The organism is Sphingomonas hylomeconis (assembly GCF_025370105.1).
In the GTDB taxonomy this organism is placed as follows: Bacteria; Pseudomonadota; Alphaproteobacteria; order Sphingomonadales; family Sphingomonadaceae; genus Sphingomonas; species Sphingomonas hylomeconis.
Genome location: NZ_JANQBK010000017.1, coordinates 12,226 through 38,160, shown reverse-complemented (window position 1 = coordinate 38,160; position 25,935 = coordinate 12,226). Strand labels below are relative to the sequence as shown.

The following is a 25,935-nucleotide window of genomic DNA, read 5'->3' as shown; positions in this document are numbered from 1 at the left end:
CAAGCCCCGCTTGGCGCTGCCGCGCGGCGCTCATGTCCCGACCGTCGTATTGCTGCTCCGCCACAGTCGCCACGCCATCGCACCGAGCGCCGCGGTTGCCGCGAGCAGCAGCGCCCACAGCAGCAGCATGCGCCGCGAAGGACCGCGCACATCGATTGCATCCAGCGCCAGCACGGCGGTGGGCGCTGCGGCGACGCCGGCAGTGGGGAGTGCGGCGGTGTCGTCCGTCAGGCTGTCGAGCGGGAGATAGGAATCGGCCGCGCCGACGCGCCCGGCGGCGAGCGTGAACGGTGCCGGCCCGGCGGCGAGGAAAACGATCGCGCGCGGCGCGAACCCGATGCGGAGCGCGGGCGGCGCGGTAAAGGATGCGGGCGGCACCGCGTCGATGCGCACCTGGCGGACCGCCGCCTCGCGCAGCGCGATCGCGCGCGTCGTGCCACCGGCGCGCGTCGCGGTGCCGGTGCCGAGCAGCGTCCAGGGCTGTTCGCGATCACGCCGGCCGAGGATGCGCAGCGGCACGACCAGATCCTCGCCGGTCGGCACGACGCGCAGGCTGGCGATCGGCGTGGCGAAGGGGAGTTCCAGGTCGATCGTCCGGCCAGCGGCGGCGCGCGGCACGGTGGCCGCGATGCCCGGCAGGTCCGCGCCGCCGACCGGGCGGGTGACGAGCAGCGCGCGGCGCACCGTGACCGGCGACATTAGCCGCGCCGCGCCGCGCCAGGTGACGCGCAGATAATCGCCGGCGAGCGGTGCATCGAGCGCCAGCGCGGCCGTCGCCGGCCCCTGCGTGGGGCGATAGACGACCTGCTGGGTGAGCGGGCGCCAGCTGTTGAGATCGCGGCTCGCCTCGACCGTGAAGGTCACCGGCTGCGCCGCCGGCAGATCGGCGGCGAGCGTCAGGCGCTGCGCCCCGCCGGTGATCGCGCGCGCGTCGAACAGCACGCCGAGCAGCACGGCGTCGCCGCGATCGGCGATCGTCCCGTCGAGCGTGGCGACGCGCGCGCGCCCCGCCGAGTCGAGCCGCAGCGACACGCCGGTGACCTTGAGTGCGTCGGCCGGGCCGAGGATCGGCAGCGCGGTCAGCGAGGTGCGGCGCGGGGCCGCCGCGGCCGGCGCGACGCGCGCGATCGGCATCGCCCGCCCGCGCGCGTCGAACACGCGCAGATCGGCCAGATCGGGGCTTTGCGCCGCGGCCAGGATGGCGGCGGGGAGCGCGATCCGCTGCGCCTTGGCGCCCGCCGCCGGCTGGACCGCCAGCCGCACGGCATAGGACGCCGCATCGCCGTCCGATCCGGCCGGCGCGGCGGCGATCAGGGCGCCGGCCGCCAGCAGGCGCCAAGCAAGGCGGATCATGCCAGCGCCCTCCCCGCCGCATCGTCGTCCGCGGCGATCCGCGGCGGCAGCGGCGCGAGATAGCCGACCACCAGCATCAGCACGCCGACGACGATGAACGTCACGATCCGCGCGCCGCCGCCGGCATTGGTGAGATCGATCAGCAGCAACTTGACCACCGTCAGCCCGAGCAAGGCGGCCCCGACCAGCCACAGCGTGCGCTGGCCGCGGCGATAGGCCAGCACCATCAGCGCGAGCCCGAGCAACGTCCACAGGATCGCCAGCCCGGCCTGCACGACGAAGCTCGCCAGCAACGCCTCGGGGGTCCAGGCCACGCCGAGCAGATGATGCGCGAGGCGCAGCCACACGGTGTTGATCAGCACGAAGGAGAGCGCTGCCAGCGGGGCGAGCGCGTGGCGCCCGTGCAGCAGCTCGGCCCCCGCCGGGACGGGATCCGCGCCGACCATTGCTTGCCGCCACAGCGCCAGCACGGCGAGCGCGAGCGCGAGCGTCAGATCCACCGGATTGAGCAGCGGAATATAGGGCAAGGGATCGGTCGCGCCGGACGATACGAGCGCAACCAGCAGCGCGCCGGTAAACACCAAAGCGGCGATCGGCACGGCGGCGCGCCAGGCATAATCGACCGCATAGCGATCGAGCGGCCAGCGGCGCGCCTGCGTGCCGCCCGACAGCGCCCGCCCGGCCCAGCGCGTCAGCACCGCCAGCACGGCCATCCCGGCGGCCAGCCAGGCAACCTCGGCCCAGGACGTCTGCCAGAGCCCCGCCGACTCGATGCCCAGTGCCAGACAATCCGCCAGCATCGCGACGGCGAGCCAGACGCCGCCGACATGCGTGGCATGGCGCAGCGCATCCGCCGCCGCCGGTTCGCGATCGTTCAGGTAGAGCATGCGCAGATGCAGCGCGACCGCCGCGATCCAAATCAGCCAGTCCGGCGTATCGAGGATATGGCCGCCGGCGGAGATCATGCCGAACAATCCCAGCGCCAGGGCGGCGAGGCTGACATGGCTCGGCCAGGTCGCCACCGGCCAGCGCCACCGTCGACCGATCGCCTGCCACAGCCAGGCGCTGAGCAGGAAGACGGCCATGCACAACAGCGTCTGCAGCTGCGGCGCGAGCAAAACGGGCGGGATCTCGCCGCGCAATGCCGGCGGCGCGCGGCGGCCGATCTCGACCGCCCAGGCCAGCCACCAGAAACCGAAGCCGAGCAGGAAGGCCGGCCGTGCGAGCAGCGATTCGTAGCGTGCGAACAGCGCGGCGAGCGGCGACTCCGCGACCGGCAGCTCCCGGCGCAGCCACCAGGCGGTGGCGAGCAGCGCCGCGGCGATCAGCATCGCGCCGACGAACCCGGCATTGGCGAGCGGCAGCGCCGACACGTTCCAGCCGATCGTGACGAGATACAGCAAGGCCGCGACCGCCTGCAGCGCGAGCCCGAACAGCCGCGGCAGCCAGCGTGCCTGGCGCTGCCCGACCCAGAAGGCGCCCGCCCCCTCCAGCGCCCAGGCTGCCGAGGTCCAGCGCGCGCCGAGCGCCAGCGGCACGGCCAGCGTGACGAAGCCGACGCCGATCGCCAGCATCGTCTCGTTCAGCACGCGGAAGCTGTCGCGGCGATAGCGCGCGGTGACGCCGGCGACGCCGAGATACAGCGCGGCGAACCCCACCGCGGCGAACGCGCTGCCGAACGGCATGTCGTGCACCAGGCCGGCCTCGAGCCCGAACCCGGCCAGGGCCGGCCCGAACAGCAAGGTGGTATCGACGACATTGCCGAACCGGCCCGGCGTTGCCCGCGCGTACAGCACCGCCGTGGCGACGTAGATCAGCACGGACAGGATCAGGAAGAATTGCGCCGCGGCAAAATCCGCCGGCTGGTATGCGGTCACGCCCCATAAAGTCGCGACGCCGAAGGTGGCGAAGAAGCCGAGCAGGTTGAGCCCGCGCCACGCGCGGCGCTGCGCGATGAACAGGATCGCGAGGTTGAGTACCGTATAATAAGCGAACACCGCGAGGATGTTGCCGCCCTCCCCGCCGAGCAGCAGCGGCACCGCGAAGCCGCCGGCGAACGACGTGACCGCCAGCGCCTGCGATTTCTGCAGCAGCGCCAGCGCGCAGCCGAGCGCGCAGACCAGGATCATCAGCACGAACGCCGCGCCGACCGGCACCGTATCGTAGAGCCGCGCCGCCGCGAACAGCGTGAGATAGATCGTCGCGACGCCCGCCCCCTGCAGCGCCAGGCCGAAATCCGGCCGCGCCACCCGCGTCCGAAAACCGATGCCGAGCAGCGCGATGCCGAACGCCGCGACCAGCGCGAGCCGCCGCTCGATCGGGAACAGCCCGGCAGACGCGGCATAGCTGGCAAGGAACGACAAGCCGACGAACAGGATGACCAGCCCGATGCGAACGATCGTATTGCCGCCGAACAGCCAGCGCCGCGCGGCCGCGATCGCCGTCTGCACGATCGTGTCGACCGCGCCCGGCGCAGCGGGCGCCGCATCGCGCACGACATGGGGTTCAGTCCACTCGACCCGATCTGTGGGTTCGGTGAATTCGGGCGGGGCGACTGGCGATCGCTCCGGCGCGCGGATCGTGGCGGCGGCACGCACCGTGGCTGCCGGGCGCTCGATCGCCGGCCCAGCGAACGGTGCCGTATCGCCGCGGTCGGCCAGCAAGGCATCGATCTGCGCCTGCAATTCGCGCGTTTGCACGGCGATCTCGGCGCGGACCGTGCGGCGCAGTCCCCAGCCGGCGACGAGCCCGATCAGCCCCCCCAGGACGAAGCCATAGGTTTCGAAGTCGCTCATGCACCAGCCGGCAATGGCGGCGATGATCGCGGTCCACAGAACCATATTTCCCCCTGAAGATCGCTCAGTCGCCACGGCATGGCCGACTTACGCCGGCAGGTCGAGGCCGGCCACTGCCCATGCGGCCAGCCTCGCGCGGATCAGCCCCGTCGCGCCTCGCCCGGCTTCATGTCCGCCGGACAGGCGCCGACATACCGGGCGTCGACCGACGACTTCACGCCGGCCCGCGCCTCGGGCGGCATGTCCGCCCCGGTCATCTTGGTGGTGAGGTCGGTGCGGAAACTGGTCGAAAAGTCGCCCGACACGGATCCCTGGATCGCCGTCGTCATGCCGTTGGCGCTGCATTCCATGTCGATCGCATAGCCGGTCGCGGTCGGCTCGACCGAATTCTTCGCGCACTTCTGGCCCGGCTGGGCGGGAGGCGTGAAGGGATTGGCGCCGGGCGCCGGTGCGGCAATGCAGGTGCGCAGCTGCATCGCCTCGGGCATGCCCATCGCAGAGACGGTCATTTCCCACAGGCCCGGCTTGGGCATGCGGCGCGCCACTGCCGTCGAGGTGGTGGTGGTGGTGGACATGGCCGATGTCGTCGTGTTGCCGGTCGCCTGATCGGTCTTGCCGGAGCAACCGCCAAGAACGGTGAGGCCGGCGATCAGGCCGCTGCAGATCAGTTTATGATAAACCACGCATTCACCCTTGTTTTTGTCCGGCGGTGCGGAACGACTATCAGATTAAGGCGGGCTGGCAAACGATGTGCGCGGGGCAGCAATTATGCCTATTGCCGTGCGGCAGAGCATCTTCTGACCGGAGATCACAACTGATCGTGCCATCCGGCGACACAAACGCGCTTGCCTCATCACCGCCAATGCCGAATTAGGAATGCGATCGCCGTCGATCGTCACTATTCAAGGACCATGTCATGCGCGCCATCGCGATTCTCACCGCCCTGTGCCTATCGCTGCCGGCCGGTGCGCTGCCCATGGCGCCGGCGCAGCGGTCGAGCTGCGACAATCCGACCAGCGATTTCGACAACGTCTATTGCGAGCGCAAGGTGTACATGCAGGCCGATAGCGAGCTGAATACGGCCTATGCCAAGCTGCGCGCCAAGCTCGGGCCGGCCGATCGCACGGCGGTGCTGCGATCGCAGCGCGCCTGGATCCGCGAGCGCGACGGCGCGTGCAACCGCACCGACGACGAGAATATCAAGATCGACCTGGTCTGCGCCAAACGCATGACGATCGACCGCACCAACTGGCTCAACGATCGCCTGCGCGAATGCTCCAGTTCGGGGTGCCGCTCCAGCCGGCTGCGCGACTGAGCGGCGACGGCGCGGTCGGCGCGGCGATGCGCGGCGCCGCCGGCATCGTCACCAGCGATCCGCCATCCGCCGATAGCTGCGTATCCGCGACCGGGCACCGGTGCTCGCGCGACGGCGCGTAGCCCCTCGCCGTTCAGCTCTGCCGCAACAGATCGATCTCGCGGTAGATCGCGCCGGTCAGCGCGGCGATCAGATCGGGGGCGATCGGACCGCTCTGCGCCATGCGCCGCTGGAAGATGCCGCCTGACATGGTGAGGATCACATCGGCCAGGATCGCGCGGCGGCGCGCCTTTTCCGGCTGCGGCGCGAGCATCTCGAGCGCGGCGACGATCGTGCGCTGCAACCGCACCTGCACCGAGCGGAAGATCGCGGCGATACGGTCGTTGCGCGTCGATTCGGCGATGATCTCGGCGACCAGCCGTGAATCGTGCGTATCGTCGCCGGCGATGAAATAGGCGATCCATGCGCGCACTCCCTGCGCGTCGCCGGCCTCCACCGCCCGGTCGAGCCGCTCGTCAGACAGATACGGTTGGAGATCGCGCTCGACGATCTCGGCGACGATCTCCTCCTTATTGGCGAAGTCGCGGTAGATCTGGCCGACGAGCACGCCGGACAGCTTGGAAATCTGTGCGATACCGGTGTTGTGGAAGCCATTTTCGGCAAACAAATGGCGCGCCGCAGCAATGATCTTGCCGCGCCGCACATCCATGCGCGAGCCCGCGCTGCCCCCGGCAGCGACGGTAACCTCGATTAGGTCGTCCTTATCGTGGATCAAGCTTGACTACCCCCTACCTTCGCACTAGCGGCACACGTGAGTGAACGATCACTCACATATCATCTCCTGCGAGTATTGCATGTCTTTTGTCAAATTCGCCGCGGTCGCGCTGTTGCCTCTGTTGGCGGCGTGCGGCGGGGCCAAGGATGCCGGCCAGCAGCAACAGCCGGCGGGCCCGCCCGAAGTGAGCGTGATCACGGTGCAGCGCCAGGCGGTAACGCTGAGCAGCGAATTGCCGGGCCGCACCACCGCGTTCGAAACGTCCGAAGTGCGCCCGCAGGTCAACGGGCTGATTCTCGCGCGACTGTTCCAGGAAGGCGATCAGGTGCGCCGCGGCCAGCCGCTCTACCGCATCGACCCGCAGCCTTATGTCGCGCAGGTCGCCAGTGCGCGCGCCGCGCTGGCGCGCGCGCGCGCCGCGATCGCCTCCAGCGCCGGGCTGCAGCGCCGCTATGGCGAACTGGTCAAGATCAACGCGATCGCCAAGCAGGACTATGAGAATGCGATCACCAGCGCGCAGCAGGCGACCGCCGACGTCGCCGCGCAGCAGGCCGCGCTGAAGACCGCGCAGCTCGATCTCGCGCGCACGACGATCACCGCGCCGATCTCGGGGCGGATCGGCCTGTCGGTCGCCACCACCGGCGCGCTGGTCACGGCCGGGCAGACCACCGCGCTGACCACGATCCAGCGGCTCGACCCCATCTTCGTCGACGTGACCCAGGCCAGCGCGGACGTGCTGCGGCTGCGCCAGCGCATCATGTCGGGCGATCTGTCGCGCGGCGGCCAGGCGGCACGCGTGCGCCTGAAGCTCGAGGACGGCAGCACCTATCCGATCGAGGGCACGCTGCAGTTCACCGATGTCAGCGTCGATCCGGCGACCGGCACGCAGACGATCCGCGCCAGCTTCCCCAACCCGCGCGGCCTGTTGCTGCCGGGCATGTATGTCCGCGCCGAATTGGTCGAGGGCACCGAATCCGACGCCATCCTGGTGCCGATCCGCGCGGTCAGCCGCGACGAGAAGGGCAAGCCGACCGTGCAGGTCGTGGGCAAGGACGGCAAGATCGCGCTGCGCGTGCTGACCGCGCCGCGCACCGTGGGCGCCAACTGGCTGGTTACGGCAGGGCTCAACCCGGGCGACAAGGTGATCGTCGAGGGTGCCTCGATGCTGCGCCCCGGCATGGCGGTGAAGGCCGTCGCCTGGAACCCCAACGCCAAACCGGCCGCCCCCGCCGCCGCGCCGGCCGCGGCGAAGTAACCAGCCATGTCCCGCTTTTTCATCGACCGGCCGATCTTTGCCTGGGTCATCGCGATCGCGCTGATGCTGGCCGGCGCGATCGCCATCCGTTCGCTGCCGATCGCGCAGTTCCCGACGATCGCGCCGCCCGGCGTGACGATCAGCGCGACCTATCCCGGCGCGGATGCGCAGACGCTCGAAAACACCACCACGCAGATCATCGAGCAGCAGATGAAGGGAATCGACAACCTTCGTTACTTCTCGTCTTCCTCCTCCTCGGCCGGCAGCGTGACGATCACGCTGACGTTCGAGCAGGGCACCGATCCCGATATCGCGCAGGTCCAGGTGCAGAACAAGCTGCAGGCGGCAACGCCGCTGCTGCCGCAGGAAGTGCAGCAGCAGGGCCTGCGCGTCGCCAAATCCTCGGCCAATTTCCTGCTCATCGTCGGCGTCTATTCGGCCGACGGCACGCATGACGCCAACGACCTGTCGGACATCGTCGCGGCGCGCGTCGCCGATCCGCTGAGCCGGGTGCCCGGCGTCGGCGATACGCAGGTGTTCGGCGCGCAATACGCCATGCGCATCTGGGTCGATCCGCTCAAGCTGAACGCGGTGCAGCTGACCATGGCCGACGTGACCGCCGCGGTGACCGCGCAGAACGCGCAGGTTTCCGCCGGCCAGATCGGCGCGCAGCCTGCGCCCAAAGAGCAGATGCTCAACGCCACCGTCTCGGTCCAGTCGCGCCTGCAGACGCCGGAACAGTTCGGCGCGATCCGCCTGAAGACCAATGTCGGCGGCGCGGTGGTGCGTCTGTCGGATGTCGCGCGCGTCGAGCTCGGGGCCGAAAATTACGGCTTCGATCCGCGCTTCAACGGCCAGCCCGCCTCGGGCATCGGCATCAAGCTCGCGCCCAATGCCAATGCGCTGGCCACCGTCGACGCCGTCAAGGCGCGCGTCGAGGAGATCGCCAAGACCTTCCCGGCCGATGTGAAGATCGCCTATCCATACGATTCGACGCCGTTCGTGCGCCTGTCGGTCAAGCAGGTGATCGAGACGCTGATCGAGGCGGTGGTGCTCGTCTTCCTCGTCATGTTCCTGTTCCTGCAGAATTTCCGCGCCACGCTGATCCCGACGATCGCAGTGCCGGTGGTGCTGCTCGGCACGTTCGCGGTGATGGCGCTGGCCGGCTTCTCGATCAACACGCTGACGCTGTTCGGCATGGTGCTGGCGATCGGTCTGCTGGTCGACGACGCGATCGTCGTGGTCGAGAATGTCGAGCGACTGATCCAGACCGAGCATCTCAGCCCGAAGGAAGCCGCGCGCAAATCGATGGACGAGATCAGTGGCGCGCTGATCGGCATCGGCATGGTGCTGTCCGCAGTGTTCCTGCCGATGGCCTTTTTCGGCGGCTCGACCGGCGTGATCTATCGCCAGTTCTCGATCACGATCGTCTCAGCGATGGTGCTGTCGGTGATCGTCGCTTTGGTGCTGACGCCGGCCTTGTGCGCGACGATCCTGAAGCCGCACAATCCCGACAAGGCGGAAGGCAATGGCCCGCTCGCGCGCTTCTTCCGCTGGTTCAACGACAAGTTCGATCGCGGGCAGAAGAAGTACGAAAGCGGCGTGCGCCGCACGGCAGGCGGCTGGAAGCGATCGATACTGGTCTATCTGCTGATCGTCGCCGGCATGGTGTTCGTGTTCTTCCGCCTGCCCTCGGGCTTCCTGCCCGACGAGGATCAGGGGTCGATCATCGCGCTGGTCCAGGGCCCGTCGGGCGCGACCACCGCGCGCACCGACAAGGGGCTGGATCTCGTCCGCAACCATTTCCTGAATGCCGAAAAGGCCAATGTGAAATCGGTGTTTACGATCAACGGCTTCAGCTTTGCCGGGCAGGGCCAGAATGCCGGCCTCGCCTTTGTCAGCCTGAAGGACTGGGAAGAGCGCTCGGGCGCCGACAACAAGGCGCAGGCGATCGCCGCCCGCGCGATGGGGCCGTTCTCGCAATATCGCGATGGCACGGTGTTCGCGCTCGTCCCGCCCGCCGTGCAGGAACTGGGCAACGCCACCGGCTTTGACGTGCAGCTGGTCGACGAGACCGGCCTCGGGCACGACAAGCTGCTCGCCGCGCGCAACATGCTGCTCGGGCTCGCCGCGCAGGACAAGCGCCTCGCGCAGATCCGCCCGGTCAGCCTCGACGATGCACCGCAGCTCAAGGTGGATATCGATCAGGACAAGGCACGCGCGCTCGGCATCGACATCAGCTCGATCAATTCGACCATCGCCACCGCCTGGGGCGGCGCGTACGTCAACGACTTCATCGATCGCGGGCGCGTCAAGCGCGTCTATATCCAGGCCGATGCGCCCTATCGCCTCAAGCCCGAGGATATCGGATCGCTGTTCGTGCGCGGCGAGAACGGCCAGATGTCGCCCTTCACCGCTTTCTCGACGCTCGAATGGGTCAACGCGCCGGTGCAGCTGACGCGCTACAACGGCCAGGCGGCGATGCAGATCCAGGGCGCCCCCGCGCCCGGCATCAGCAGCGGCGATGCGCTGGCCGCGCTCAAGGAATTGCACGCCAAATTGCCGCCCGGCACCGCGCTCGAATATACCGGGCTCAGCTATGAGGAACAATTGTCCAGCGGGCAGGCGCCGGCGCTGTACGGCCTGTCGCTGCTGATCGTGTTCCTGTGTCTCGCCGCCTTGTACGAAAGCTGGTCGGTGCCGATCTCGGTGCTGCTGGTCGTGCCGCTCGGCGTGCTCGGCGCGGTGCTCGCCGCCTGGATGACCGGGCTCAACAACGACATCTACCTGCAGGTCGGCCTGATCACCACGATCGGCGTGTCGGCCAAGAACGCGATCCTGATCGTCGAATTCGCCGAGGAACGCATGGCCGAGGGGATGAACGCGTTCGACGCGGCGATCGAGGCGGCCAAGGTCCGCCTGCGCCCGATCCTGATGACCAGCCTCGCCTTCATCTTCGGCGTGATGCCGCTGGCGATCTCGACCGGCGCCGGTGCCGGTGGGCAGAATGCGATCGGCCGCGCGGTGGTCGGCGGCATGCTGTCCGCCACGATCCTGGCAATCTTCTTCGTGCCGATGTTCTTCGTCGTCGTGCTGAAGGCGTTCGGCCAGGGCGGTCACAAGACCGAGACCGATGATGCACACGACCATCCGGATGGCACCCGCGCCATCCAGGGAGCCTGATTGTGAATAGCCTGCCCCGCCCGTTCCTCGCCGCGCTGGCGCTGTCGACCATGCTCGCCGGCTGCAACCTGGCGCCGAAATATATCCGTCCGCTGGGCGCGGTGCCGGTCGATCTGCCCAACGGCGGGGTTTATCCCGTGGCGCCCAGCGACGCGCCCGATCTGACGCGGATCGGCTGGCGTGATTTCTTCACCGACCCGCGGTTGCGCACCACGATCGAGACCGGTCTCGCCAACAATCGCGATCTGCGCATCGCGGCGGGCAATGTGCTGCAGGCGCGCGCGCTATACCGCGTGCAGCGTGCCGATCTGTTGCCGTCGCTCAATGCCACCGGCGGCGCGACGACCACCAACAACGTGCAGGGCACGGGCGGCGCGGGAGCAGGCACCGGTACGGGCGGCGGAGTTGCCACCGGCGGATCGAGCCATCTCGAAATCTATCAGCTCGGCCTTGGCGTCTCCGCGTTCGAGGTCGATCTGTTCGGCCGCGTGCGCAATCTCAGCCGCGCCGCGCAGGAACAGTATTTCGCCTCCGAAGAAGCGCAGCGCGCGACCAGGATCAGCCTGATCGCGGAAATCGCTACCGCCTGGCTGACCATGGCGTCCGACCAGGAACAGCTCAAACTCTCGCGCCAGACGCTTGGCGCGTTCGCTGAAACGCGCCGCCTGACCAGCGCGCAGTTCCGCATCGGCGTCGCCTCCGAACTGGAAGCGCGCCAGGCCGACACCAATTACCAGTCCGCGCGCAACGACATCGCCGCGCTGCAGACGCAGGTCGCGCAGGACCAGAACGCGCTCAACCTGCTGGTCGGCACCACCGTGCCCGCCGACCAGCTCCCCGACGGGCTGGGGAGCGGCAATGCCACGCTCGATGCGCTGCCCGGCAACGTCTCGTCCGAGCTGCTGCTGCGCCGGCCCGACGTGCTGCAGGCCGAGCATCAGCTGATCGCCGAGAATGCCAATATCGGCGCGGCCCGCGCGGCCTTCTTCCCCAATATCTCGCTGACCGCGACGCTCGGGACGCTGTCCACCGCGCTGTCCGGCCTGTTCGGCGGGGGGAGCTTCACCTACAGCGCCGGGCCTAGCCTGAGCCTGCCGATCTTCGATGCCGGGCGCAACAAGGGCAATCTCGATTATGCCCGCGCCTCGCAACAGGTGGCGCTCGCCACCTATGAAAAGGCGATCCAGACCGCGTTCCGCGAAGTCGCCGACGCGCTGGCGCAGCGCGGCACGATCGACGAACAGGTCGCGGCGCAGACCGCGCGTGCCGGATCGGCGCAGGTCGCCGCGCGCCTGTCCGATGCGCGCTACCGCGCCGGGGTCGATTCGTTTCTCGTCTCGCTCGACGCGCAGCGCACCGCCTATGCGGCGCAGCAGGCACTGGTCACCACCCGGCTGGCGCGCGCCAGCAACCTGATCGCGGTCTACCGGACGCTGGGCGGCGGGCTGCAATAGGCCTTGCGGTAGATCAGGAAAGGCATAGTCTCTCCCCGATAGGAGAGAAACGATGGGAAGCCTGGACCTACCCGCAAGCTCGAGCCACGCCAGCGCCGGCGACGAAAGCCTCGTCATCCTGCAGACGCTGTTGTGCCTGCTGCGCGAGAAGAACGTGCTGAGCCGCGCCGATATCGAGGAATTGTGCGACCGTGTCGCCAGCCGCACCAAGCAGTGCGAGAGCGCACCGTTCCCGTGCACCGAGACCGCAGCGAGCGCCGCCGCGAGCGAGATGGCGCGGATCGGCGGCTATATTGGCCAGCATTATGGCGGCAAGCATCGCCGCGGCCAGGCTGCCACGCGCAACTGACCCGCCCGGAGCGTCGGGCGCGCTACCGCGCGGCCGGCGGACTGGTGATCAGATCCCGGATTCGCCGGGCCAGGGCATCCATCGCGAACGGCTTGGTCAGCACATGCATGCCGGGATCGAGATGCCCGTTGCCGACCACCGCATTCTCGGCATAGCCGGTGATGAACAGGATGGTGAGATCGGGCCGGCCGACCCGCGCGGCATCGGCAAGCTGGCGGCCGTTCATCCCCTTGGGCAGGCCGACATCGGTGATCAGCAGATCGATCCGCGCATCGCTTTCGAGGATCGCGAGGCCCGCCGGGCCGTCGCCCGCCTCGAGCGCGGTATAGCCGAGATCGGCGAGGATATCGGTCACCAGCATGCGCACGGCGGGCTCGTCGTCCACCACCAGCACCGTCTTGCCGCCCGGCGTCCCGTCGAGCGCGATCCCGGGTTCGGCTGTCGGCTCGGCCTCCGCCTCGTCATAGCAGCGCGGCAGATACAGGCACATCGTGGTGCCCTGCCCAAGCTCGGAATAGATCCGCACCTGCCCCCCCGATTGCCGCACGAACCCATAGATCATCGACAGGCCGAGGCCGGTCCCCTCGCCCAGCGGCTTGGTGGTGAAGAAGGGATCGAACGCACGCTCGATCGTCTCCGCGGTCATCCCGGTGCCGGTGTCCGTCACGCACAGTGAGACATATTGGCCGGGCGGCAGATCGCGTTCCCGCGCGGCGGTGTCGTCGAGCCATTTATTGGCCGTCTCGATCGTGATGCGCCCGCCCTCGGGCATCGCATCGCGCGCGTTGATGCACAGATTGAGCAGCGCATTTTCGAGCTGGTTGGGATCGACCGATGTGGTCCACAGCCCGCCCGCCCCGACGATCTCGATCTCGATTCCCGGCCCGACCGAGCGACGCAGCAGATCGTCGAGACTGGCGATCAGCCGGTTGATCGCGGTCGGCCGCGGATCGAGCGTCTGGCGGCGCGAGAAGGCCAGCAGCCGGTGCGTCAGCGCCGCGGCGCGCTTGGCCGCCTGCTGTGCCATGTTGACGTAGCGATCGACGCTCTCGACCTTGCCCTGCCGGATGCGCGTCTGGATCAGTTCCAGGCTGCCCGAGATCGCGGTGAGCAGATTGTTGAAATCGTGCGCCAAGCCGCCGGTCAACTGGCCGACCGCCTCCATCTTCTGCGCCTGGCGCAGCTGATCCTGCGCCTGTTCGAGCGCGGCCCGCGCCTCGCGTTCGGCGGTGATGTGCCGCCCGCTGGCATAGACGCGGTCGCTCTCGCTGGTCGCGACCCACGATACCCAGCGATACGACCCATCCCGGTGGCGCACGCGGCTCTCGAAATTTCGCAGCGATCCCCGCAGCGACTGCGCATGCGCCGCCGTCCCGCTCTCGAGATCATCGGGATGGCTGAACACCAGATGGTCCTGCCCGACGATCTCGTGCGGCGCCCAGCCGAGCACGCGCGTCCAGGCCGGATTGACGGCGATGAACGTGCCGTCGGGCGCGAGGATCGCCAGCAGGTCCTGCGTATTCTGCCACGTCTGATCGCGTTCACGCGTGCGTTGCTCGACCTGCCGCTCGAGCGTCTCGGCCAGCGTGGTGAGCGCATCTTCCGCACGGCGCCGCTCGATCGCGGTCCGCGTGCGATCCGCTACGTCGCGGATAAAGGCGAGATCGTCGCTCGACCAATGCCGCGGCATATCGTGGTTGAGATACAGCAACGCCACGAACGCGCCATTCTCGATCACCGGCATGTTGATGAACGAGCGCGCGGTGATCGCCTCGAGCGCCGCCGCGTTGTCGCGCGTGCGATGGTCGAGCCGCACGTCGGCGATGGCGGCAGTGTCGCCGCGCTTGAGATCCTCGATATAGGAACCGTAATCGCGAAACTGCAGCGTGCCGGCGAGGCTCGTCACCCCCGGCATGTTCCAATCGCGTTCGACCGTGATCGTCTCGCGTACCGGATCGATCGTGCCATAGCCGGCGCGGCTGACCGCCAAGGTGGTACCGAGGATTTCGGCGGCGCGATAGGACATGTCGGCCGGGGTGGCGGCCTCGCGCAGCCAGTCGCTGAGCGTAAGCAGGGCGCGTTGCCGCGCCTCGCTCTGCTGCCGCTCGGTAATCTCGTGCGACACGCCGACCAGCCGCAGCGCCTTGCCGTTGCGATCGACCTCGGTGCGCCCGCTGGTCTGGATCCAGTGCAATGAGCCATCGGGCCAGATCACGCGATAGTCGACGGCATAATCCTCGCTCTGCGCGATCGCCCGCGTCGCCGCCTCGCGCACGGCGGCGCGATCGTCGGGATGCAGGCTGGCGATCAGGTCGGCATAGCTGAACAACTCGTCGGCGCGGCGCCCGAAATGCGCCTTGGTATCGTCCTCCGCGAGCAGCGTCATCGTCGTGAGGTCGATCTGCCACGCCCCCAGCCCGCCCGCCGACAGCGCCAGTTTGAGCCGCTCCTGCCCTTCATGGATGTCCTCCAGCCGCGTGCGCGCCTCATATTGGCGCAGCCGCGCGCGCCGCGCCGCGCGGGCGAGCGACAGCAATGTCGTCGGGTGGAAGGGGCGTTCGAGAAAGGTGACGTTGCCCAGCGTCTCGAGCAGCCGCACCGCGCCGGGATTGCGCTCCAGCCCACCGCCGCGCTCGGTCAGCACGATGAACGGCAGATCGGACCATTCCGCCTGATCCGAGACGAAGCCCGAGAGATCGCGCAGGTCGGAGCCGCGCAGCGCCTCTTCCGTGACGACCGCGAATCCCGCGCCGCTGCGCAGCGCGACGACGAACGCGGCCAGGCTGGGGGCGATCATCGCCTGCAGCCCGGCTTCCTGCAGCATGGCCTGTGCGATCGCCGCATCGCGACCGCGCGGCGCCAGGATGATCGCGCCTTCGGCAAATGTACGATTCAACGGCTCATCAAACCTGTCTTATTCGAGCAAACCCGCACCGTCGCCAACCAAGTTCGGCACGCCCCGCAACACGCCCTGGAAGGCAGTCAACGGCTCACCCACGGTGATGCCGCTGCTGCCGATCATGAACTCGCGGATCGTATCCTCGTGGTGACCGGTGCGCTTCTTAACGACCGAAATCGCCCTTCGGACCCGCCCCATCGCCTCGAAATATCGCAACAGGATCACGGTGTCGGCGAGGTAGGTGACGTCGACCGGCGATTTCATATCACCGACCAGCCCATGCTGCGCGACGGTCAGGAACGTCATCACGCCCTGCCGGTTCAAATATTGCAGCAGTTCGTGCATGTGCAGGATCAGCGCATGCTCTTCGGGCATCGCCGATTGATAGCCGTTGAGGCTGTCGATGATCACCGTCCGTGCGCGGTTGTTCTCGACACAGATGCGCACACGCTGGGAGAATTCGCCCGGCGTCAGTTCGGCGGCGTCGATCTGCTCGATCACCAGATTGCCGGACTCGATCATCGCCGGCAGATCGATATCGAGCTTGCGGGCGCGATCGACCAGCAGGCCGAGTTCCTCGTCGAAGATGAACATCGCGGCCTTTTCGCCACGCGCCGCCGCCGCCTTGACGAAGCTCAGTGCGAGCAGCGACTTGCCCGTGCCCGCCGGCCCCAGGATCAGCGTGCTGGCGCCGCGCTCGAACCCGCCGCCGACCAGCCCGTTCAGCGCCTCATTGTCGATCGCCACCGTCTCGCGCGAGAAATCGGTGCGGTATTCCGCCGACACGAGGCGCGGGAACACCCGGATGCCACCGGTATCGATCACGAAATCGTGATAGCCGCCGCGATATTTGCGGCCACGATATTTCAGCACGCGCATGCGCCGCCGCTCGGCGCCGTAATTGGGCGACAATTCCTCCAGGCGGATCACCGCATGCGCCACGCTGTGCACCGTCTTGTCGAGCACGTCGGCGGTGAGATCGTCGAGCATCAGCACGGTCGCGTTCTGGCGCGAGAAATAGTGTTTTAGCGACAGGATCTGCCGGCGATAGCGCAGCGAGCTCTGCGCCAGCAGGCGGATCTCCGACAGGCTGTCGAGCACCACGCGGCTCGGCTTGACCCGTTCGAACACCTCGAAGATCCGCTTGGTCGTCTCGCCCAGTTCGAGATCCGACGAATAGAGCAGGCTCTGCTGCTGTTGTTCGTCGAGCAGGCTTTCCAGCGGCACCAATTCGAACACTTCGAACGACGGTGCGAAATGCCAGCCGTGCGACGCCGCGCCATCGCGCAGTTCGTCCTCGGTTTCGGACAAGGTGATGTACAAGACGCGCTCGCCGGCATCCGCGCCGGCCATCAGGAATTGCGTCGCGATCGTCGTCTTGCCCGCCCCCGGGGCGCCTTCCAGCAAGAACAGGCGCCCGTGCGCCAGCCCCCCGGCCAGTATCTCGTCGAGGCCGGTCACGCCGGTTGAACAATTCGCCACGTCTTTGCTCCTAGGGCGTCGCTTTATCAGCGGCACGCGGCGATGGAAATGGCTCAGATCGGCGCCTGGCCGCGCCCACCCTTTGCTGGCGCAAACAATTGCTTTCCGGCAAGATCCGCCGGCGTGCGCGACAAGCTGCGCCGATCATTATCCGGGAGCCGTCATGACCGAGCCGACAGCCTATGTGCCGCCCAAAATCTGGACCTGGGACAAGCAGAATGGCGGCGCGTTCGCCAGCATCAACCGGCCGATCGCCGGCGCGACGCACGACAAGGAACTGCCGGTCGGGCGCCATCCGTTGCAGCTCTATTCGCTCGGCACGCCGAACGGCGTCAAGGTCACGATCATGCTCGAGGAGCTGCTCGAACTCGGCCATGCGGGCGCCGACTATGACGCCTGGCTGATCCGCATCAACGAGGGCGATCAGTTCGGCAGCGACTTTGTCGACATCAATCCCAATTCCAAGATTCCCGCATTGCTCGATCGCAGCGGCCCGGCGCCGGTCCGCGTATTCGAATCGGGCGCGATCCTGCTGTATTTGGCCGAGAAGTTCGGCGCATTGTTGCCGACCGAGCCGGCCGCGCGCGCGGAAACCCTGTCCTGGCTGTTCTGGCAGATGGGCAGCGCCCCCTATCTCGGCGGCGGATTCGGGCATTTCTACGCCTATGCGCCGACCAAGATCGAATATGCCATCGACCGTTTCGCGATGGAGGTGAAGCGCCAGCTCGACGTGCTCGACCGGCGCCTCGCCGACAGCGCCTATATCGCCGGCGACAGCTATACGATCGCGGATATCGCGATCTGGCCGTGGTACGGCACGCTCGCCAAGGGGCTTGCCTATGATGCGGGGGAGTTCCTGCAGGTGCAGGAATATAAGCACGTGCAGCGCTGGACCGAGGCAGTCGGGGCGCGCCCGGCGGTCCAGCGCGGCCGCATGGTCAATCGCGTCACCGGCCCGCCTGCCGAACAGCTGCGCGAGCGCCACGACGCCGGCGATTTCCTGACCAAGACGCAGGACAAGGCACAGGCCGATCCAGGCTGAACGACACGCACGCCAAAACCGCCCCTTGCGGGGCGGCTTTGGAGGTCATCGATTTGAGTAGTGGTGGACAGGGCTGCTGCGGCGTAATCATTGGTAAGCTCCCTGAAACAAACGATTTTGCAGATAGTAGAATTCTGGAATACCCCCGGGGATACCCCCGTTGTTTTTTGTGTTCGCCGCCTCGCTGCTCCTTTGAGCTTCTCATTTCGGCGCAATTTGGCGATCCAAACGCGAGCGGCATTCGCCGGCGCGTAGGGGGTGTCTGAGCGGTGCTTGGCGAAGGTCTGGCGTAGGCGCGCGGCAGCCGGCTTGCGCGTCACGACAGCCCCAGCGCGGCTTTGTAGGTCTCGAGCAGCGCGTCTGCTTCGTCGCGGTGGTGCTTCTCCATGCGGCGGAGGCGGACGATCGCTCGCATCGTCTTCGTGTCGTAGCCGTTGGATTTGCTCTCCGCGTAGACATCCTTGATGTCGTCGGAGATCCCGCGCTTCTCTTCCTCGAGGCGCTCGATCCGTTCGATGAGCAGGCGCAGCTGCTCGGCGCCGATGACGTCGGACATCAGGCGTTCCCTTCGTTGGTTTGGCTGGCGCCCACGCTGTGCGGCTTGCCGCAGAGCGTGCAGGCTTCGGCGCCGTAGATGGCGTCGAAGACCGGCTTGTTCTTCGCCCGCCAGGCGCGAGCAGATGCCCGGCCGGCTTCGCGCTCACGGAACCGGCGGCTCTCGGTTTGAGGCGTCGTCATGCGGCTTGCCCTTCGCCGGGTTCGGAAGATGGGCGGCCGAGGCGGCTTTCAAGCCATGCAGTGACGTCCGCTTCCCACCATCCGACACAACGGATCGTGAGCGCGATCTTGGCGGGGAAGTCGCCCGCGGCGAGCAGCCTGTAGATCGTCGCCCGGCTCAGCCCTGTCGATGCGATCACGTCGTCGATGCGAAGGAAGCTGCCCGCGTCCGTCGCGCGACCCGCGCGCTTCGCGGTCGAAAGCGTCTTATGCTTGCCCACTGACGGCAATGGCGCGACTTGGTGCGGCATCATGCTGCCCCCGCCTCTGCGCGCAGCTTGCGGGCGTGATCGAGGATCCTGATCGCCTGCGCGTCCAGCGCCATGGCGGCGGCGAGAAGATCCGCGGTGGAGATGCCGCGATCAGCTGACACCTTTGCGCGAAGGCCGCGCACGGTGATGCCCAAAGCGTCAGCCAGAGCCCCCTGCCCGCCCAGCATGTCGGCGGCGGTTTCCAGCCCCATCATCCTGCGGATTTCGACGGGAAGGCCGCGCCGTGCCGGTTTACCGGCACGGTTTGCCACGGTCGCCGGAATGCCGGTTTCAGGTGTGGCGGCGGCTTGCGGTGCGAACATCATGACGCCTCCATTGGTGCAGGGCGGCGGCGACGCGCGGCCAGCGCGCAACCTTGTAGAGAGCGTCTCGACAAGACCGCGGCACGGACGGGAATGCTGGCGGCGTGCGGCAGCGGCTCGGCCTGGCCGCTCAGCAGCTCGGCAATGCGGCGCCATTGTGGGGCGACCGTCGCGGTGATGACGCCGATCGAGATCGCTGCGGCGCAGACGAACAGGCCGATGCTGATCCCGTACAGGATGTGCTGCGCGGCCATCAGCGGAGCCGATCCGACGTGCCCGCGACCATCATCACGATCGCGATCGGCACCCACACGATCGCGAAGGCGACCGCCAGGACGACCTTGGCAATGCGGCGGCGGCGCATGCGGCGCTCGGCGACGTTGTGCCCGATGGGCTGGGCGGCGCCGATCACTGGCGCACCTGCGCGCCAGGGGCCTCAGCGCAGCGGGTGCAGGCCGGGGGGCCGGCCCAGCCGCAGCGATGCGCGCCGTCCGCGGAGACGCACGGATCCCATTCGCTGCAACCGCAGCCGCGGCAGATGCGGGGCTGCTGGTGCGCCGGCGCGCCGCACAGCTGCATGTAGATATCGGCATCGAGCGGGAAAGCGTCGGCGAGGCCGCTGATCATGTCGCGGTGCCGCGCCGTCACGCCCTCGGTTTCGAGCAGGCGGATCAGCCGGGAGGCGGCATCGAAGCCGCGCTCTCCGACTATCCGGCGCGCCGCGGCGGCGACCGACAGGCCCGCCGCCTTGCGGCGCAGCCGGAGATAGGCGGCGGGCGTGACGGGCGGCAGCGCGGGCGGCGCGGCCTGGCGGCGATCGACGGGCAATGCGAACTGGAGCATCGGGCATTCCTTTCAGACAAAGGGGTGGCGTTCCCGGAAGCGGAGGCTTTCCGGATGGAGTGGTCAGCGGGGAGCGGCGCGCAGCGGGGGCTGCGCGGGGATCAGATGATCATGGTCGAGGCGATCGCGGCGGCGAGGCCGTGATCGTCATTTGCCGGTTCGGGATGATCATCATTGGCCGATTTCCGGAACCAGGCCCCGAAAGGGAGGCGGATGCCCTCCTTCGGCATGGCGCTCGGGCGGATCGTGCGGATCACGCTGAACTGCGCCACGAAGGTGTGGCCACAATCCTCGTTGGTGCAGCTGAGCCGCAACTCGCGCACCATCGGCGTAATCTCGATGCTATCGCGGACGATCGATTTCGCCTCGCAGTGCGGGCAAGCGATGGCAGGCAGTCTGGTAAGTGTCTTCTTCGTCATTGGGTGCCCCCGATATTCCCCGAGAGCGACCCCGCGCCGAACTGGAGGAAGCTTGGCAGGCGCCGCATGATCGCGCCGAGCGCCGTCTCGACCTGCTGCGCTTCGACCAGCGCGCGATTGTGATCGCGCGGGGAGGCACCGGGCCGGGTGGCAAGAAAGAGCGCTGCGCCGAGATCGCCAGCTTCGCGGACGAACGCCGCGCTATCGTTGGCCAGTTCGCTAAGGCAGGCAGCATCGCGTTTGACCTGCACGTCGAGCAAGGCGGCGAAGGTATCCAAGAATGGGGCGTCTGAGCCCCCGGCGGCGCGATAAGCGGCATCGAGCAGCAGTGCCTGTTCGATGGTCGGCACGGTCTTGCAGTTGGGCTGGCCCCAATATTGAACCGCCCGCTCACCGCGTCGCACGATACCGGCAAACGTCGGCCAGCCGATCATGTCGGAAACCTTGGTCGCCGCCTGCGCCCAGGTGTTGGGAGGGCGAACGAGTGTCACTGCGCTGCCCGCTTCAAAATGGTGCCCCGATCGAAATCGCCGACCGGGGCACAGGCTGCTACGGATCCGGCTGTGCCGTCAGCAGGGAGAGAGACCGACGAGGGATCCGCAGGGTAGATGTCAGGGCGAAGGAGATGACGCGAGACGCCGGATTCCCGCTCGACCGTGAGAACATGTTCTGCCGGGAGGCGCTTTCCGCTTTGCAACCATTTCCAAACTGCCGTCTGTGAGACGCCACATAGCCGCGCGAAAGCCGACTGTGATCCTACCTGATCAACTGCGCTTTTTAGCGATTCGAATGGTGTGATCCTGCTCATATTTGAGGCCTACACATATAGTTGTAGTACCGTCAACACATATTCGCCCATTTCCATCTACAGCGATGGTTGTAGCGTTGTGCCATGATTAACGGCGTGCGACTGGCGGAACGCCTTCAGGCGGCAGGATTGTCGCAATCGGAACTTGGCCGCCGGGTAGGGATCAGCCAGCAAACCGTACACAAGCTCATCACGGGCCAGTCCCGTGGGTCTACGCATATAGCCACGATCGCGAAGGTTCTCGGTACGTCGCCAGCTTATTTGGCCGGCGAAACTGAAGATCCCAACGAAGGCGCGGTGCCGGCGCCGACCGAGCGCGACATTGCGGAGCATCTCGACCTAGTCGCTATAACCGAAATCGACCAAGATTATGGGATGGGCGGCACCTTCACCGGTGATCACGTCGAGCTCCAGGTCCACCACTTCCCGCGGCTGTGGATCGAGTCGATCACCAGCTCGCCGCCAACGCTGCTGACGCTAGCGCGCGGCAAAGGCGATTCAATGGACCCCACGATCCGCGATCGCGACATGGTCATCATCGACCGATCGCGCCGCAAACTCGATGAAGCTGACGCGATCTGGGCGCTGACGGTGGGCGATATCGGCATGATCAAGCGCCTGCGCCTTCGCGGCTCGATCGTCGTTATCCAGTCCGACAATGATCGGGTGAAGGACGAAGAGGTGCATGCCGACGAAGTCAATCTCGTCGGCCGCGTCGTGTTCATCGGGCGTCGAACATAGGGACTGGGCCGGCCGGGGACGCACAGGCGAAGGGCGGAAATGGCGGCGCCCGAGACGCTAATATCAAGTTCGCATCATTAAGCGTACGATCAGGCCATGGTTCAAGACATCCCGTTCGCTCGCGAACTCCAAGAGCTGCGCCTACTCAACGAATATTGCGGCGACGTGATCGCGCGGGTCGGTAACGATATGGTGTTCAGCTACATTTCCCCCTCGGTTGAACGCCTATTTGGCTGGTCGGTAGCGGAGGCGGTGGGCCACCGCATCAGCGACTTCGTATTGCCCGACGACCTGCCCGTCATCGCGGCTGCCACAGCGCGGCTGATAGCGGGCGAGATCAATAGTGCTACCGTCACCGTCCGCATAAAAACCCGCGACGGCCGGTTCGTCTGGGCTGAGATCACTTCCAGGCCGATCGGCGACCACGAACTCGGCCGGCCCGGTGACCGTGCCATCGTGATCCGCGATGTGACTGATCGCAAGCGGCTCGAAGACCAGCTGAAAGCGATGGCGATGAAGGATGGGCTCACAGGACTAGCCAATCGCCGGGCGTTCGATATCGCGCTCGACAACGCTTGGGATGCCGTAAAACAGGCTGAGGACAGGATGTCGCTGCTGCTTATAGATGTCGATCATTTCAAGGATTTCAACGACTATTACGGCCACCAGGCGGGCGACGATTGCCTTCGCGCAATCGCGGCGGCACTGATGGATCTGCCTTTAGATACTGACGACGTTGTCGCGCGCTATGGCGGTGAGGAACTGGTTATCATCTTGGCGCATGCCGGTGTTGAGCGCGCCGCCCAAACCGCTGCAGAAGCGCGCGCGGCCGTCGAGGCATTGCGCCTTCCCCATCGTCGCCTGCCCAGGGATGATGGATCGCTAACGGTCAGCATCGGTGCGGCGACGGTTCTGTGGAGAAAAGGTGGAACGGCGTTAATGCCCGACGCACTCATCGCATCAGCCGATCGCGCGCTATATCAAGCAAAAAGGTGCGGTCGAAATCAAGTGTCCACTGGACTGGTTTTGGCAGCATGTGCGTAGCGTCGGAGGCCAGGCAGGGTCGATTATCAACGCTTCTCGACGCCGGGGCAGTTGCTGCCAATATCGTCCGTTTGCGTTCCCGCCGCCTGATCCAAAATTGCATCTACTGCAGCGTCGCCCAGTCGTTTCGCTGTTTCCAGTGCAGCCTCGGGCGTCATAGCAATATCGACATCCGATGGGCCCTGCAGATGGACGACCGAACCTTCGGCCTCCACGGTGCTTGGATCACTATAAATGTGCGGATCTCGCATTACTAACCTCCATCAACACGATTATTTGATATCTTTTATATTTTAAGGCTACGTATTCGCTGTTGTTGGGCTGCCACGAGCGGGGGCACGAGTCCTGCCTACAAGTGATTGGGTCGAAAATGGTTGAATCCGGTTCACGCGACCGTGCGCGAGTCTTACACGAGCAAGTTGCGAAAGCCTTGCTCTTTGCCGACGAAAATGAGGATTTCGTGCTGGGTGCGAAATTGGCTGACGTTCAGGTTCATTTGACCGAGCATTATATTCGATCGCCTCAGCATCAGTCGCGCGACGAAGGATCCTAATTATGCAACTCGTTCGGGATAGTTAACCGGATCCAGTTTGCGTAAGGGTGACCGCCATGATCCAACAAGATGACTTTGCATTGCTTGCGATGGCGCTGCTTCGCATAAGACGGGCGCGCGCCAGAAATTTGCCGGCAGACCTGTTTTCGGAACCGGCTTGGGACCTGCTACTCGAACTTTTTGTCGCTGATGCTCAGGGCTCCCGGATTACGGGCGGGGAGGTGAGCAGCCGAAACGGCATCCACGACTCGGTCATGTCGAAATGGCTTCGGCATATGACAAAGATCGGCCTGTTAATCGGCGACGGCACAGGCAATCTCAACGATCTCCTGACGCTGTCAGCCAAGGGGCTTGCAGCCATGGAAAACACGTTAAGTGAAACGCTGACGGCAGCAGGCGCGGTTACCTCAGCCGATTGACAGCAAAGCATTCCCCGTTGATCGACAACGAGGGCGCTATGCGCCCCAGTCCGGCCCATCAGGGTCAGGCGCGAAGTCATCGTCATTCGACGACGGTTGCCGCGCGCGCGGGACCAACCCTGGCAGCGACGGGGCTCCGCCACCGAAGCGCACGCGAATATAGGCAGCGCTTCCCATCATCCCCTGGAATTCGGCCTGCCATTCCTCGCCCGCTCCAAGCTTCGCGCCGATCCACGCCGAGCGTTCGGCAAAAGGTACCCCATCTGGATCCCGCGTTCGCTAAAGACGGCCACGGCAAACCGATCGTGCACGTTTTTCGGCTCGCGGCGCAGCTCGACCGGATCGCCCGGTGCGCATAGCTCGATCTCGAAGCGGCGATTGCTCCTGGCGCGATCTGCATTGGGGTATTCTATGCCGACGACGGCCAAAGTCAGTTCGCGACCTACCATCGCCCTGATATGGTAAGCCCGGATACGAAAGCGAGATGCCGATATGTGTAACCGTGCGCGCAGGCTCGGCGAGCCCGAGACGATCATCGAGCGGTTCGGCGCCGGATGGATCACCGAGCGGCCGCGCGACAATCGCTTCGATCCGCAGGAGCTGCGGCCCAAGGGCCGGGCCTATGTGATCCGCGAGCAGGATGGCGCGCGCGGCCTGGACGTGATGGCGTGGGACGTGCTCGGCGGCGCCGCGGCCTGGCCGATGACGAACGTGCGCAACCTGGCGCTGTCGCAGTGGAAGGCGCTGGCGGCGAAGCCGGAGCAACGCTGCCTGATCCCGCTCACCGAATTCTGCGAATGGACGCCGGAGAAGCACGATCTGGGCGACGGGAAGCCGGCGATCAAAGGCGAGATGTGGTTCCAGGTGACCGACCAGCCGATGTTCGCGATCGCCGGCTTCTGGCAGCACACGAAGGAGGGACAGGGCTTTGCGATGGCGACGTGCGACGCCAACGAGCTAGTGGCGCCGATCCACTCCAAAGCGATGATCACGATCCTCCATCCCGATGATCACGAACGCTGGCTGACCGGCAGCTATGCCGACGTCGTCGATCTGCAAAAGCCATACCCCGCCGATCGGATGACGGTGCGCGGCCCGGTTTTTCCGACGCGCGGGAAATAGACGAATCGCGCGGCGCCGCGCATTTCCAACATCGCAAGGGCGCGGCGCCAAAATTTGATGCTTGCGCGGCGCGTGTTCCCTATGTGTTCTAATTTCCATGTCGTACAAGCGTGTCGAATCCCTCGGCGATGTGCAGCGCTTCGGGCTGCTCGTCATCCTCATCTGCGAGGGCTGCCAGCGGCAGCGCATCATCGCCCCGCGCATGCTGATGCGCCGCTTTCATGCGGGCACCTTCCTGCGGGACATCGGCGCCAAGCTGCGGTGCCGGGGGCAGGACATCGAAGGCGGCGGCTGCGGCCATCGCGGCGCGATCGTGCGCCTGTACGATCCCCCCAAGCCGCCCCCGCCCGAACCGGATGACGACGGGCCCGGCGGCAACGTCCTGCCAATGCCGCTGCCGCGGCCGATCGATGCGGCGGCGCCCGCGTATTTTCCCGCGCGTCGTCGAGCGCGGCGATAGGATTATAGATCGCAGAGGCTAACAAATGACCGCGCCGAGTGGCTAACCCAATTTAGGGACGGCCGACCAACCACTTGATATTCGAATCAACTTGGACGCGATGTATGCGTGCACTGGCTTGAGAATTCTAATGTCGGAAGATCGAGCTGCCTGGGATAAGGCAATGGAGTTCCTAAACGACTATGGAACCAATTGGCCGGCAGAAGCGAAGCGGCGGATGCGCGAGCTGGGCGCGTCCGACGAAGACGCCTGCGAAGCAGTGCGCCTCGATCG

General features: G+C 66.5%; 29 protein-coding genes. 11 read left to right on the top strand and 18 right to left on the bottom strand.

Features of this window, described 5'->3' with window-relative positions; all coding sequences use genetic code 11:
* Window positions 1–30: 30 nt before the first annotated feature.
* From NV401_RS16505 to NV401_RS16495, 3 genes are all read right to left on the bottom strand, one after another.
* The gene (locus NV401_RS16505) at window positions 31–1,353 is read right to left on the bottom strand and encodes a DUF3999 domain-containing protein (protein WP_261295548.1); all 1,323 of its coding nucleotides are present in this window, start codon (window positions 1,351–1,353) and stop codon (window positions 31–33) included.
* A complete protein-coding gene (locus tag NV401_RS16500; RefSeq protein WP_261295547.1) occupies window positions 1,350–4,193 on the bottom strand; it encodes a DUF2339 domain-containing protein in 2,844 nt (947 codons plus the stop codon). Before NV401_RS16500 ends, NV401_RS16505 begins: the two co-directional genes overlap by 4 nt.
* 95 nt (window positions 4,194–4,288) lie before the next feature.
* Window positions 4,289–4,831, bottom strand: coding sequence for a DUF3617 domain-containing protein (locus NV401_RS16495; RefSeq protein ID WP_261295546.1), 543 nt, complete (start codon window positions 4,829–4,831; stop codon window positions 4,289–4,291).
* Between the two features lie 233 nt (window positions 4,832–5,064).
* On the opposite strand from NV401_RS16495, the gene NV401_RS16490 reads away from it, so the two are divergent.
* Window positions 5,065–5,463, top strand: coding sequence for a lysozyme inhibitor LprI family protein (locus tag NV401_RS16490; RefSeq protein WP_261295545.1), 399 nt, complete (start codon window positions 5,065–5,067; stop codon window positions 5,461–5,463).
* A 133-nt stretch (window positions 5,464–5,596) separates the two neighbouring features.
* Here the strand turns inward: NV401_RS16490 and NV401_RS16485 are convergent, their stop codons facing one another.
* Entirely contained in the window at window positions 5,597–6,238 is a 642-nt protein-coding gene (locus tag NV401_RS16485; RefSeq protein ID WP_261295544.1) for a TetR/AcrR family transcriptional regulator, read from the bottom strand.
* A 79-nt stretch (window positions 6,239–6,317) separates the two neighbouring features.
* On the opposite strand from NV401_RS16485, the gene NV401_RS16480 reads away from it, so the two are divergent.
* From NV401_RS16480 to NV401_RS16465, 4 genes are read left to right on the top strand one after another with little or no spacing between them, the layout of a single operon-like run.
* Complete coding sequence (locus NV401_RS16480; protein WP_261295543.1) at window positions 6,318–7,493, top strand: efflux RND transporter periplasmic adaptor subunit; 1,176 nt, start codon at window positions 6,318–6,320, stop codon at window positions 7,491–7,493.
* A gap of 6 nt (window positions 7,494–7,499) precedes the next feature.
* Window positions 7,500–10,676 carry an efflux RND transporter permease subunit gene (locus tag NV401_RS16475; RefSeq protein WP_261295542.1) on the top strand — a complete coding sequence of 1,059 codons (3,177 nt, stop codon included), beginning with the start codon at window positions 7,500–7,502 and terminating at the stop codon, window positions 10,674–10,676.
* 50 nt (window positions 10,677–10,726) lie between these two features.
* A complete protein-coding gene (locus tag NV401_RS16470) occupies window positions 10,727–12,130 on the top strand; it encodes an efflux transporter outer membrane subunit (RefSeq protein WP_261295702.1) in 1,404 nt (467 codons plus the stop codon).
* Window positions 12,131–12,182: 52 nt separating this feature from the next.
* Entirely contained in the window at window positions 12,183–12,479 is a 297-nt protein-coding gene (locus NV401_RS16465) for a hypothetical protein (protein ID WP_261295541.1), read from the top strand.
* A 22-nt stretch (window positions 12,480–12,501) separates the two neighbouring features.
* Here NV401_RS16465 and NV401_RS16460 read toward each other — a convergent pair whose 3' ends face one another.
* Entirely contained in the window at window positions 12,502–15,375 is a 2,874-nt protein-coding gene (locus tag NV401_RS16460) for a PAS domain-containing protein (RefSeq protein ID WP_261295540.1), read from the bottom strand.
* 18 nt (window positions 15,376–15,393) lie between these two features.
* Window positions 15,394–16,860 (bottom strand): ATPase domain-containing protein, encoded by a 1,467-nt coding sequence (locus tag NV401_RS16455; protein WP_261295539.1) that lies wholly within the window; start codon window positions 16,858–16,860, stop codon window positions 15,394–15,396.
* Window positions 16,861–17,023: 163 nt separating this feature from the next.
* Here NV401_RS16455 and yghU point away from each other — a divergent pair, with 163 nt between their 5' ends.
* Window positions 17,024–17,902, top strand: a complete 879-nt coding sequence (gene yghU, locus NV401_RS16450) for a glutathione-dependent disulfide-bond oxidoreductase (protein ID WP_261295538.1) — start codon at window positions 17,024–17,026, stop codon at window positions 17,900–17,902.
* A 316-nt stretch (window positions 17,903–18,218) separates the two neighbouring features.
* Here the strand turns inward: yghU and NV401_RS16445 are convergent, their stop codons facing one another.
* From NV401_RS16445 to NV401_RS16400, 10 genes are all read right to left on the bottom strand, one after another.
* Window positions 18,219–18,458, bottom strand: a complete 240-nt coding sequence (locus NV401_RS16445) for a DUF2312 domain-containing protein (RefSeq protein WP_261295537.1) — start codon at window positions 18,456–18,458, stop codon at window positions 18,219–18,221.
* Window positions 18,458–18,640: a hypothetical protein gene (locus tag NV401_RS16440; protein ID WP_261295536.1), complete on the bottom strand. Its 183-nt coding sequence runs from the start codon at window positions 18,638–18,640 to the stop codon at window positions 18,458–18,460. The genes NV401_RS16445 and NV401_RS16440 overlap by 1 nt, the downstream gene beginning before the upstream one ends.
* Complete coding sequence (locus NV401_RS16435) at window positions 18,637–18,930, bottom strand: helix-turn-helix transcriptional regulator (protein WP_261295535.1); 294 nt, start codon at window positions 18,928–18,930, stop codon at window positions 18,637–18,639. Before NV401_RS16435 ends, NV401_RS16440 begins: the two co-directional genes overlap by 4 nt.
* Window positions 18,930–19,256, bottom strand: a complete 327-nt coding sequence (locus NV401_RS16430) for a hypothetical protein (RefSeq protein ID WP_261295534.1) — start codon at window positions 19,254–19,256, stop codon at window positions 18,930–18,932. Before NV401_RS16430 ends, NV401_RS16435 begins: the two co-directional genes overlap by 1 nt.
* Window positions 19,253–19,507 (bottom strand): hypothetical protein, encoded by a 255-nt coding sequence (locus NV401_RS16425; protein WP_261295533.1) that lies wholly within the window; start codon window positions 19,505–19,507, stop codon window positions 19,253–19,255. The genes NV401_RS16430 and NV401_RS16425 overlap by 4 nt, the downstream gene beginning before the upstream one ends.
* Window positions 19,507–19,665, bottom strand: coding sequence for a hypothetical protein (locus NV401_RS16420; RefSeq protein WP_261295532.1), 159 nt, complete (start codon window positions 19,663–19,665; stop codon window positions 19,507–19,509). The genes NV401_RS16425 and NV401_RS16420 overlap by 1 nt, the downstream gene beginning before the upstream one ends.
* Window positions 19,662–20,096 (bottom strand): hypothetical protein, encoded by a 435-nt coding sequence (locus NV401_RS16415; protein WP_261295531.1) that lies wholly within the window; start codon window positions 20,094–20,096, stop codon window positions 19,662–19,664. The genes NV401_RS16420 and NV401_RS16415 overlap by 4 nt, the downstream gene beginning before the upstream one ends.
* Window positions 20,097–20,197: 101 nt before the next feature.
* Window positions 20,198–20,515, bottom strand: a complete 318-nt coding sequence (locus tag NV401_RS16410; protein ID WP_261295530.1) for an ogr/Delta-like zinc finger family protein — start codon at window positions 20,513–20,515, stop codon at window positions 20,198–20,200.
* Complete coding sequence (locus NV401_RS16405) at window positions 20,512–21,006, bottom strand: hypothetical protein (RefSeq protein ID WP_261295529.1); 495 nt, start codon at window positions 21,004–21,006, stop codon at window positions 20,512–20,514. The genes NV401_RS16410 and NV401_RS16405 overlap by 4 nt, the downstream gene beginning before the upstream one ends.
* Window positions 21,003–21,323 carry a transcriptional regulator gene (locus NV401_RS16400; RefSeq protein ID WP_261295528.1) on the bottom strand — a complete coding sequence of 107 codons (321 nt, stop codon included), beginning with the start codon at window positions 21,321–21,323 and terminating at the stop codon, window positions 21,003–21,005. Before NV401_RS16400 ends, NV401_RS16405 begins: the two co-directional genes overlap by 4 nt.
* A gap of 84 nt (window positions 21,324–21,407) precedes the next feature.
* On the opposite strand from NV401_RS16400, the gene NV401_RS16395 reads away from it, so the two are divergent.
* Both NV401_RS16395 and NV401_RS16390 read left to right on the top strand, forming a co-directional pair.
* Complete coding sequence (locus NV401_RS16395) at window positions 21,408–22,064, top strand: XRE family transcriptional regulator (RefSeq protein WP_261295527.1); 657 nt, start codon at window positions 21,408–21,410, stop codon at window positions 22,062–22,064.
* A 96-nt stretch (window positions 22,065–22,160) separates the two neighbouring features.
* Window positions 22,161–23,108, top strand: coding sequence for a sensor domain-containing diguanylate cyclase (locus NV401_RS16390; protein ID WP_261295526.1), 948 nt, complete (start codon window positions 22,161–22,163; stop codon window positions 23,106–23,108).
* A 26-nt stretch (window positions 23,109–23,134) separates the two neighbouring features.
* Here the strand turns inward: NV401_RS16390 and NV401_RS16385 are convergent, their stop codons facing one another.
* Complete coding sequence (locus NV401_RS16385) at window positions 23,135–23,359, bottom strand: hypothetical protein (protein ID WP_261295525.1); 225 nt, start codon at window positions 23,357–23,359, stop codon at window positions 23,135–23,137.
* 358 nt (window positions 23,360–23,717) lie between these two features.
* Between NV401_RS16385 and NV401_RS16380 the strand changes: the two genes are divergently transcribed.
* Window positions 23,718–24,080: a hypothetical protein gene (locus NV401_RS16380; protein WP_261295524.1), complete on the top strand. Its 363-nt coding sequence runs from the start codon at window positions 23,718–23,720 to the stop codon at window positions 24,078–24,080.
* 176 nt (window positions 24,081–24,256) lie between these two features.
* On the opposite strand, the gene NV401_RS16375 is transcribed toward NV401_RS16380, so the two are convergent.
* Window positions 24,257–24,529 carry an HIRAN domain-containing protein gene (locus NV401_RS16375; protein ID WP_261295523.1) on the bottom strand — a complete coding sequence of 91 codons (273 nt, stop codon included), beginning with the start codon at window positions 24,527–24,529 and terminating at the stop codon, window positions 24,257–24,259.
* Window positions 24,530–24,572: 43 nt separating this feature from the next.
* On the opposite strand from NV401_RS16375, the gene NV401_RS16370 reads away from it, so the two are divergent.
* Both NV401_RS16370 and NV401_RS16365 read left to right on the top strand, forming a co-directional pair.
* Window positions 24,573–25,202: an SOS response-associated peptidase family protein gene (locus NV401_RS16370; protein ID WP_261295522.1), complete on the top strand. Its 630-nt coding sequence runs from the start codon at window positions 24,573–24,575 to the stop codon at window positions 25,200–25,202.
* 97 nt (window positions 25,203–25,299) lie between these two features.
* The gene (locus NV401_RS16365; RefSeq protein WP_261295521.1) at window positions 25,300–25,662 is read left to right on the top strand and encodes a hypothetical protein; all 363 of its coding nucleotides are present in this window, start codon (window positions 25,300–25,302) and stop codon (window positions 25,660–25,662) included.
* Window positions 25,663–25,935 lie beyond the last annotated feature (273 nt).

Excerpts from the sequence above, each read along its gene's own strand:
- NV401_RS16505 (WP_261295548.1), bottom strand. The coding sequence starts at position 1,353 with ATGATCCGCCTTGCTTGGCGCCTGCTGGCGGCCGGCGCCCTGATCGCC.
- NV401_RS16500 (WP_261295547.1), bottom strand. The coding sequence starts at position 4,193 with ATGGTTCTGTGGACCGCGATCATCGCCGCCATTGCCGGCTGGTGCATG.
- NV401_RS16490 (WP_261295545.1), top strand. The coding sequence starts at position 5,065 with ATGCGCGCCATCGCGATTCTCACCGCCCTGTGCCTATCGCTGCCGGCC.
- NV401_RS16480 (WP_261295543.1), top strand. The coding sequence starts at position 6,318 with ATGTCTTTTGTCAAATTCGCCGCGGTCGCGCTGTTGCCTCTGTTGGCG.
- NV401_RS16475 (WP_261295542.1), top strand. The coding sequence starts at position 7,500 with ATGTCCCGCTTTTTCATCGACCGGCCGATCTTTGCCTGGGTCATCGCG.
- NV401_RS16470 (WP_261295702.1), top strand. The coding sequence starts at position 10,727 with ATGCTCGCCGGCTGCAACCTGGCGCCGAAATATATCCGTCCGCTGGGC.
- NV401_RS16465 (WP_261295541.1), top strand. The coding sequence starts at position 12,183 with ATGGGAAGCCTGGACCTACCCGCAAGCTCGAGCCACGCCAGCGCCGGC.
- yghU (WP_261295538.1), top strand. The coding sequence starts at position 17,024 with ATGACCGAGCCGACAGCCTATGTGCCGCCCAAAATCTGGACCTGGGAC.
- NV401_RS16445 (WP_261295537.1), bottom strand. The coding sequence starts at position 18,458 with ATGTCCGACGTCATCGGCGCCGAGCAGCTGCGCCTGCTCATCGAACGG.
- NV401_RS16440 (WP_261295536.1), bottom strand. The coding sequence starts at position 18,640 with ATGACGACGCCTCAAACCGAGAGCCGCCGGTTCCGTGAGCGCGAAGCC.
- NV401_RS16435 (WP_261295535.1), bottom strand. The coding sequence starts at position 18,930 with ATGCCGCACCAAGTCGCGCCATTGCCGTCAGTGGGCAAGCATAAGACG.
- NV401_RS16430 (WP_261295534.1), bottom strand. The coding sequence starts at position 19,256 with ATGATGTTCGCACCGCAAGCCGCCGCCACACCTGAAACCGGCATTCCG.
- NV401_RS16425 (WP_261295533.1), bottom strand. The coding sequence starts at position 19,507 with ATGGCCGCGCAGCACATCCTGTACGGGATCAGCATCGGCCTGTTCGTC.
- NV401_RS16415 (WP_261295531.1), bottom strand. The coding sequence starts at position 20,096 with ATGCTCCAGTTCGCATTGCCCGTCGATCGCCGCCAGGCCGCGCCGCCC.
- NV401_RS16410 (WP_261295530.1), bottom strand. The coding sequence starts at position 20,515 with ATGACGAAGAAGACACTTACCAGACTGCCTGCCATCGCTTGCCCGCAC.
- NV401_RS16400 (WP_261295528.1), bottom strand. The coding sequence starts at position 21,323 with ATGAGCAGGATCACACCATTCGAATCGCTAAAAAGCGCAGTTGATCAG.
- NV401_RS16395 (WP_261295527.1), top strand. The coding sequence starts at position 21,408 with ATGATTAACGGCGTGCGACTGGCGGAACGCCTTCAGGCGGCAGGATTG.
- NV401_RS16390 (WP_261295526.1), top strand. The coding sequence starts at position 22,161 with ATGGTTCAAGACATCCCGTTCGCTCGCGAACTCCAAGAGCTGCGCCTA.
- NV401_RS16385 (WP_261295525.1), bottom strand. The coding sequence starts at position 23,359 with ATGCGAGATCCGCACATTTATAGTGATCCAAGCACCGTGGAGGCCGAA.
- NV401_RS16380 (WP_261295524.1), top strand. The coding sequence starts at position 23,718 with ATGATCCAACAAGATGACTTTGCATTGCTTGCGATGGCGCTGCTTCGC.
- NV401_RS16375 (WP_261295523.1), bottom strand. The coding sequence starts at position 24,529 with ATGGTAGGTCGCGAACTGACTTTGGCCGTCGTCGGCATAGAATACCCC.
- NV401_RS16370 (WP_261295522.1), top strand. The coding sequence starts at position 24,573 with ATGTGTAACCGTGCGCGCAGGCTCGGCGAGCCCGAGACGATCATCGAG.
- NV401_RS16365 (WP_261295521.1), top strand. The coding sequence starts at position 25,300 with ATGTCGTACAAGCGTGTCGAATCCCTCGGCGATGTGCAGCGCTTCGGG.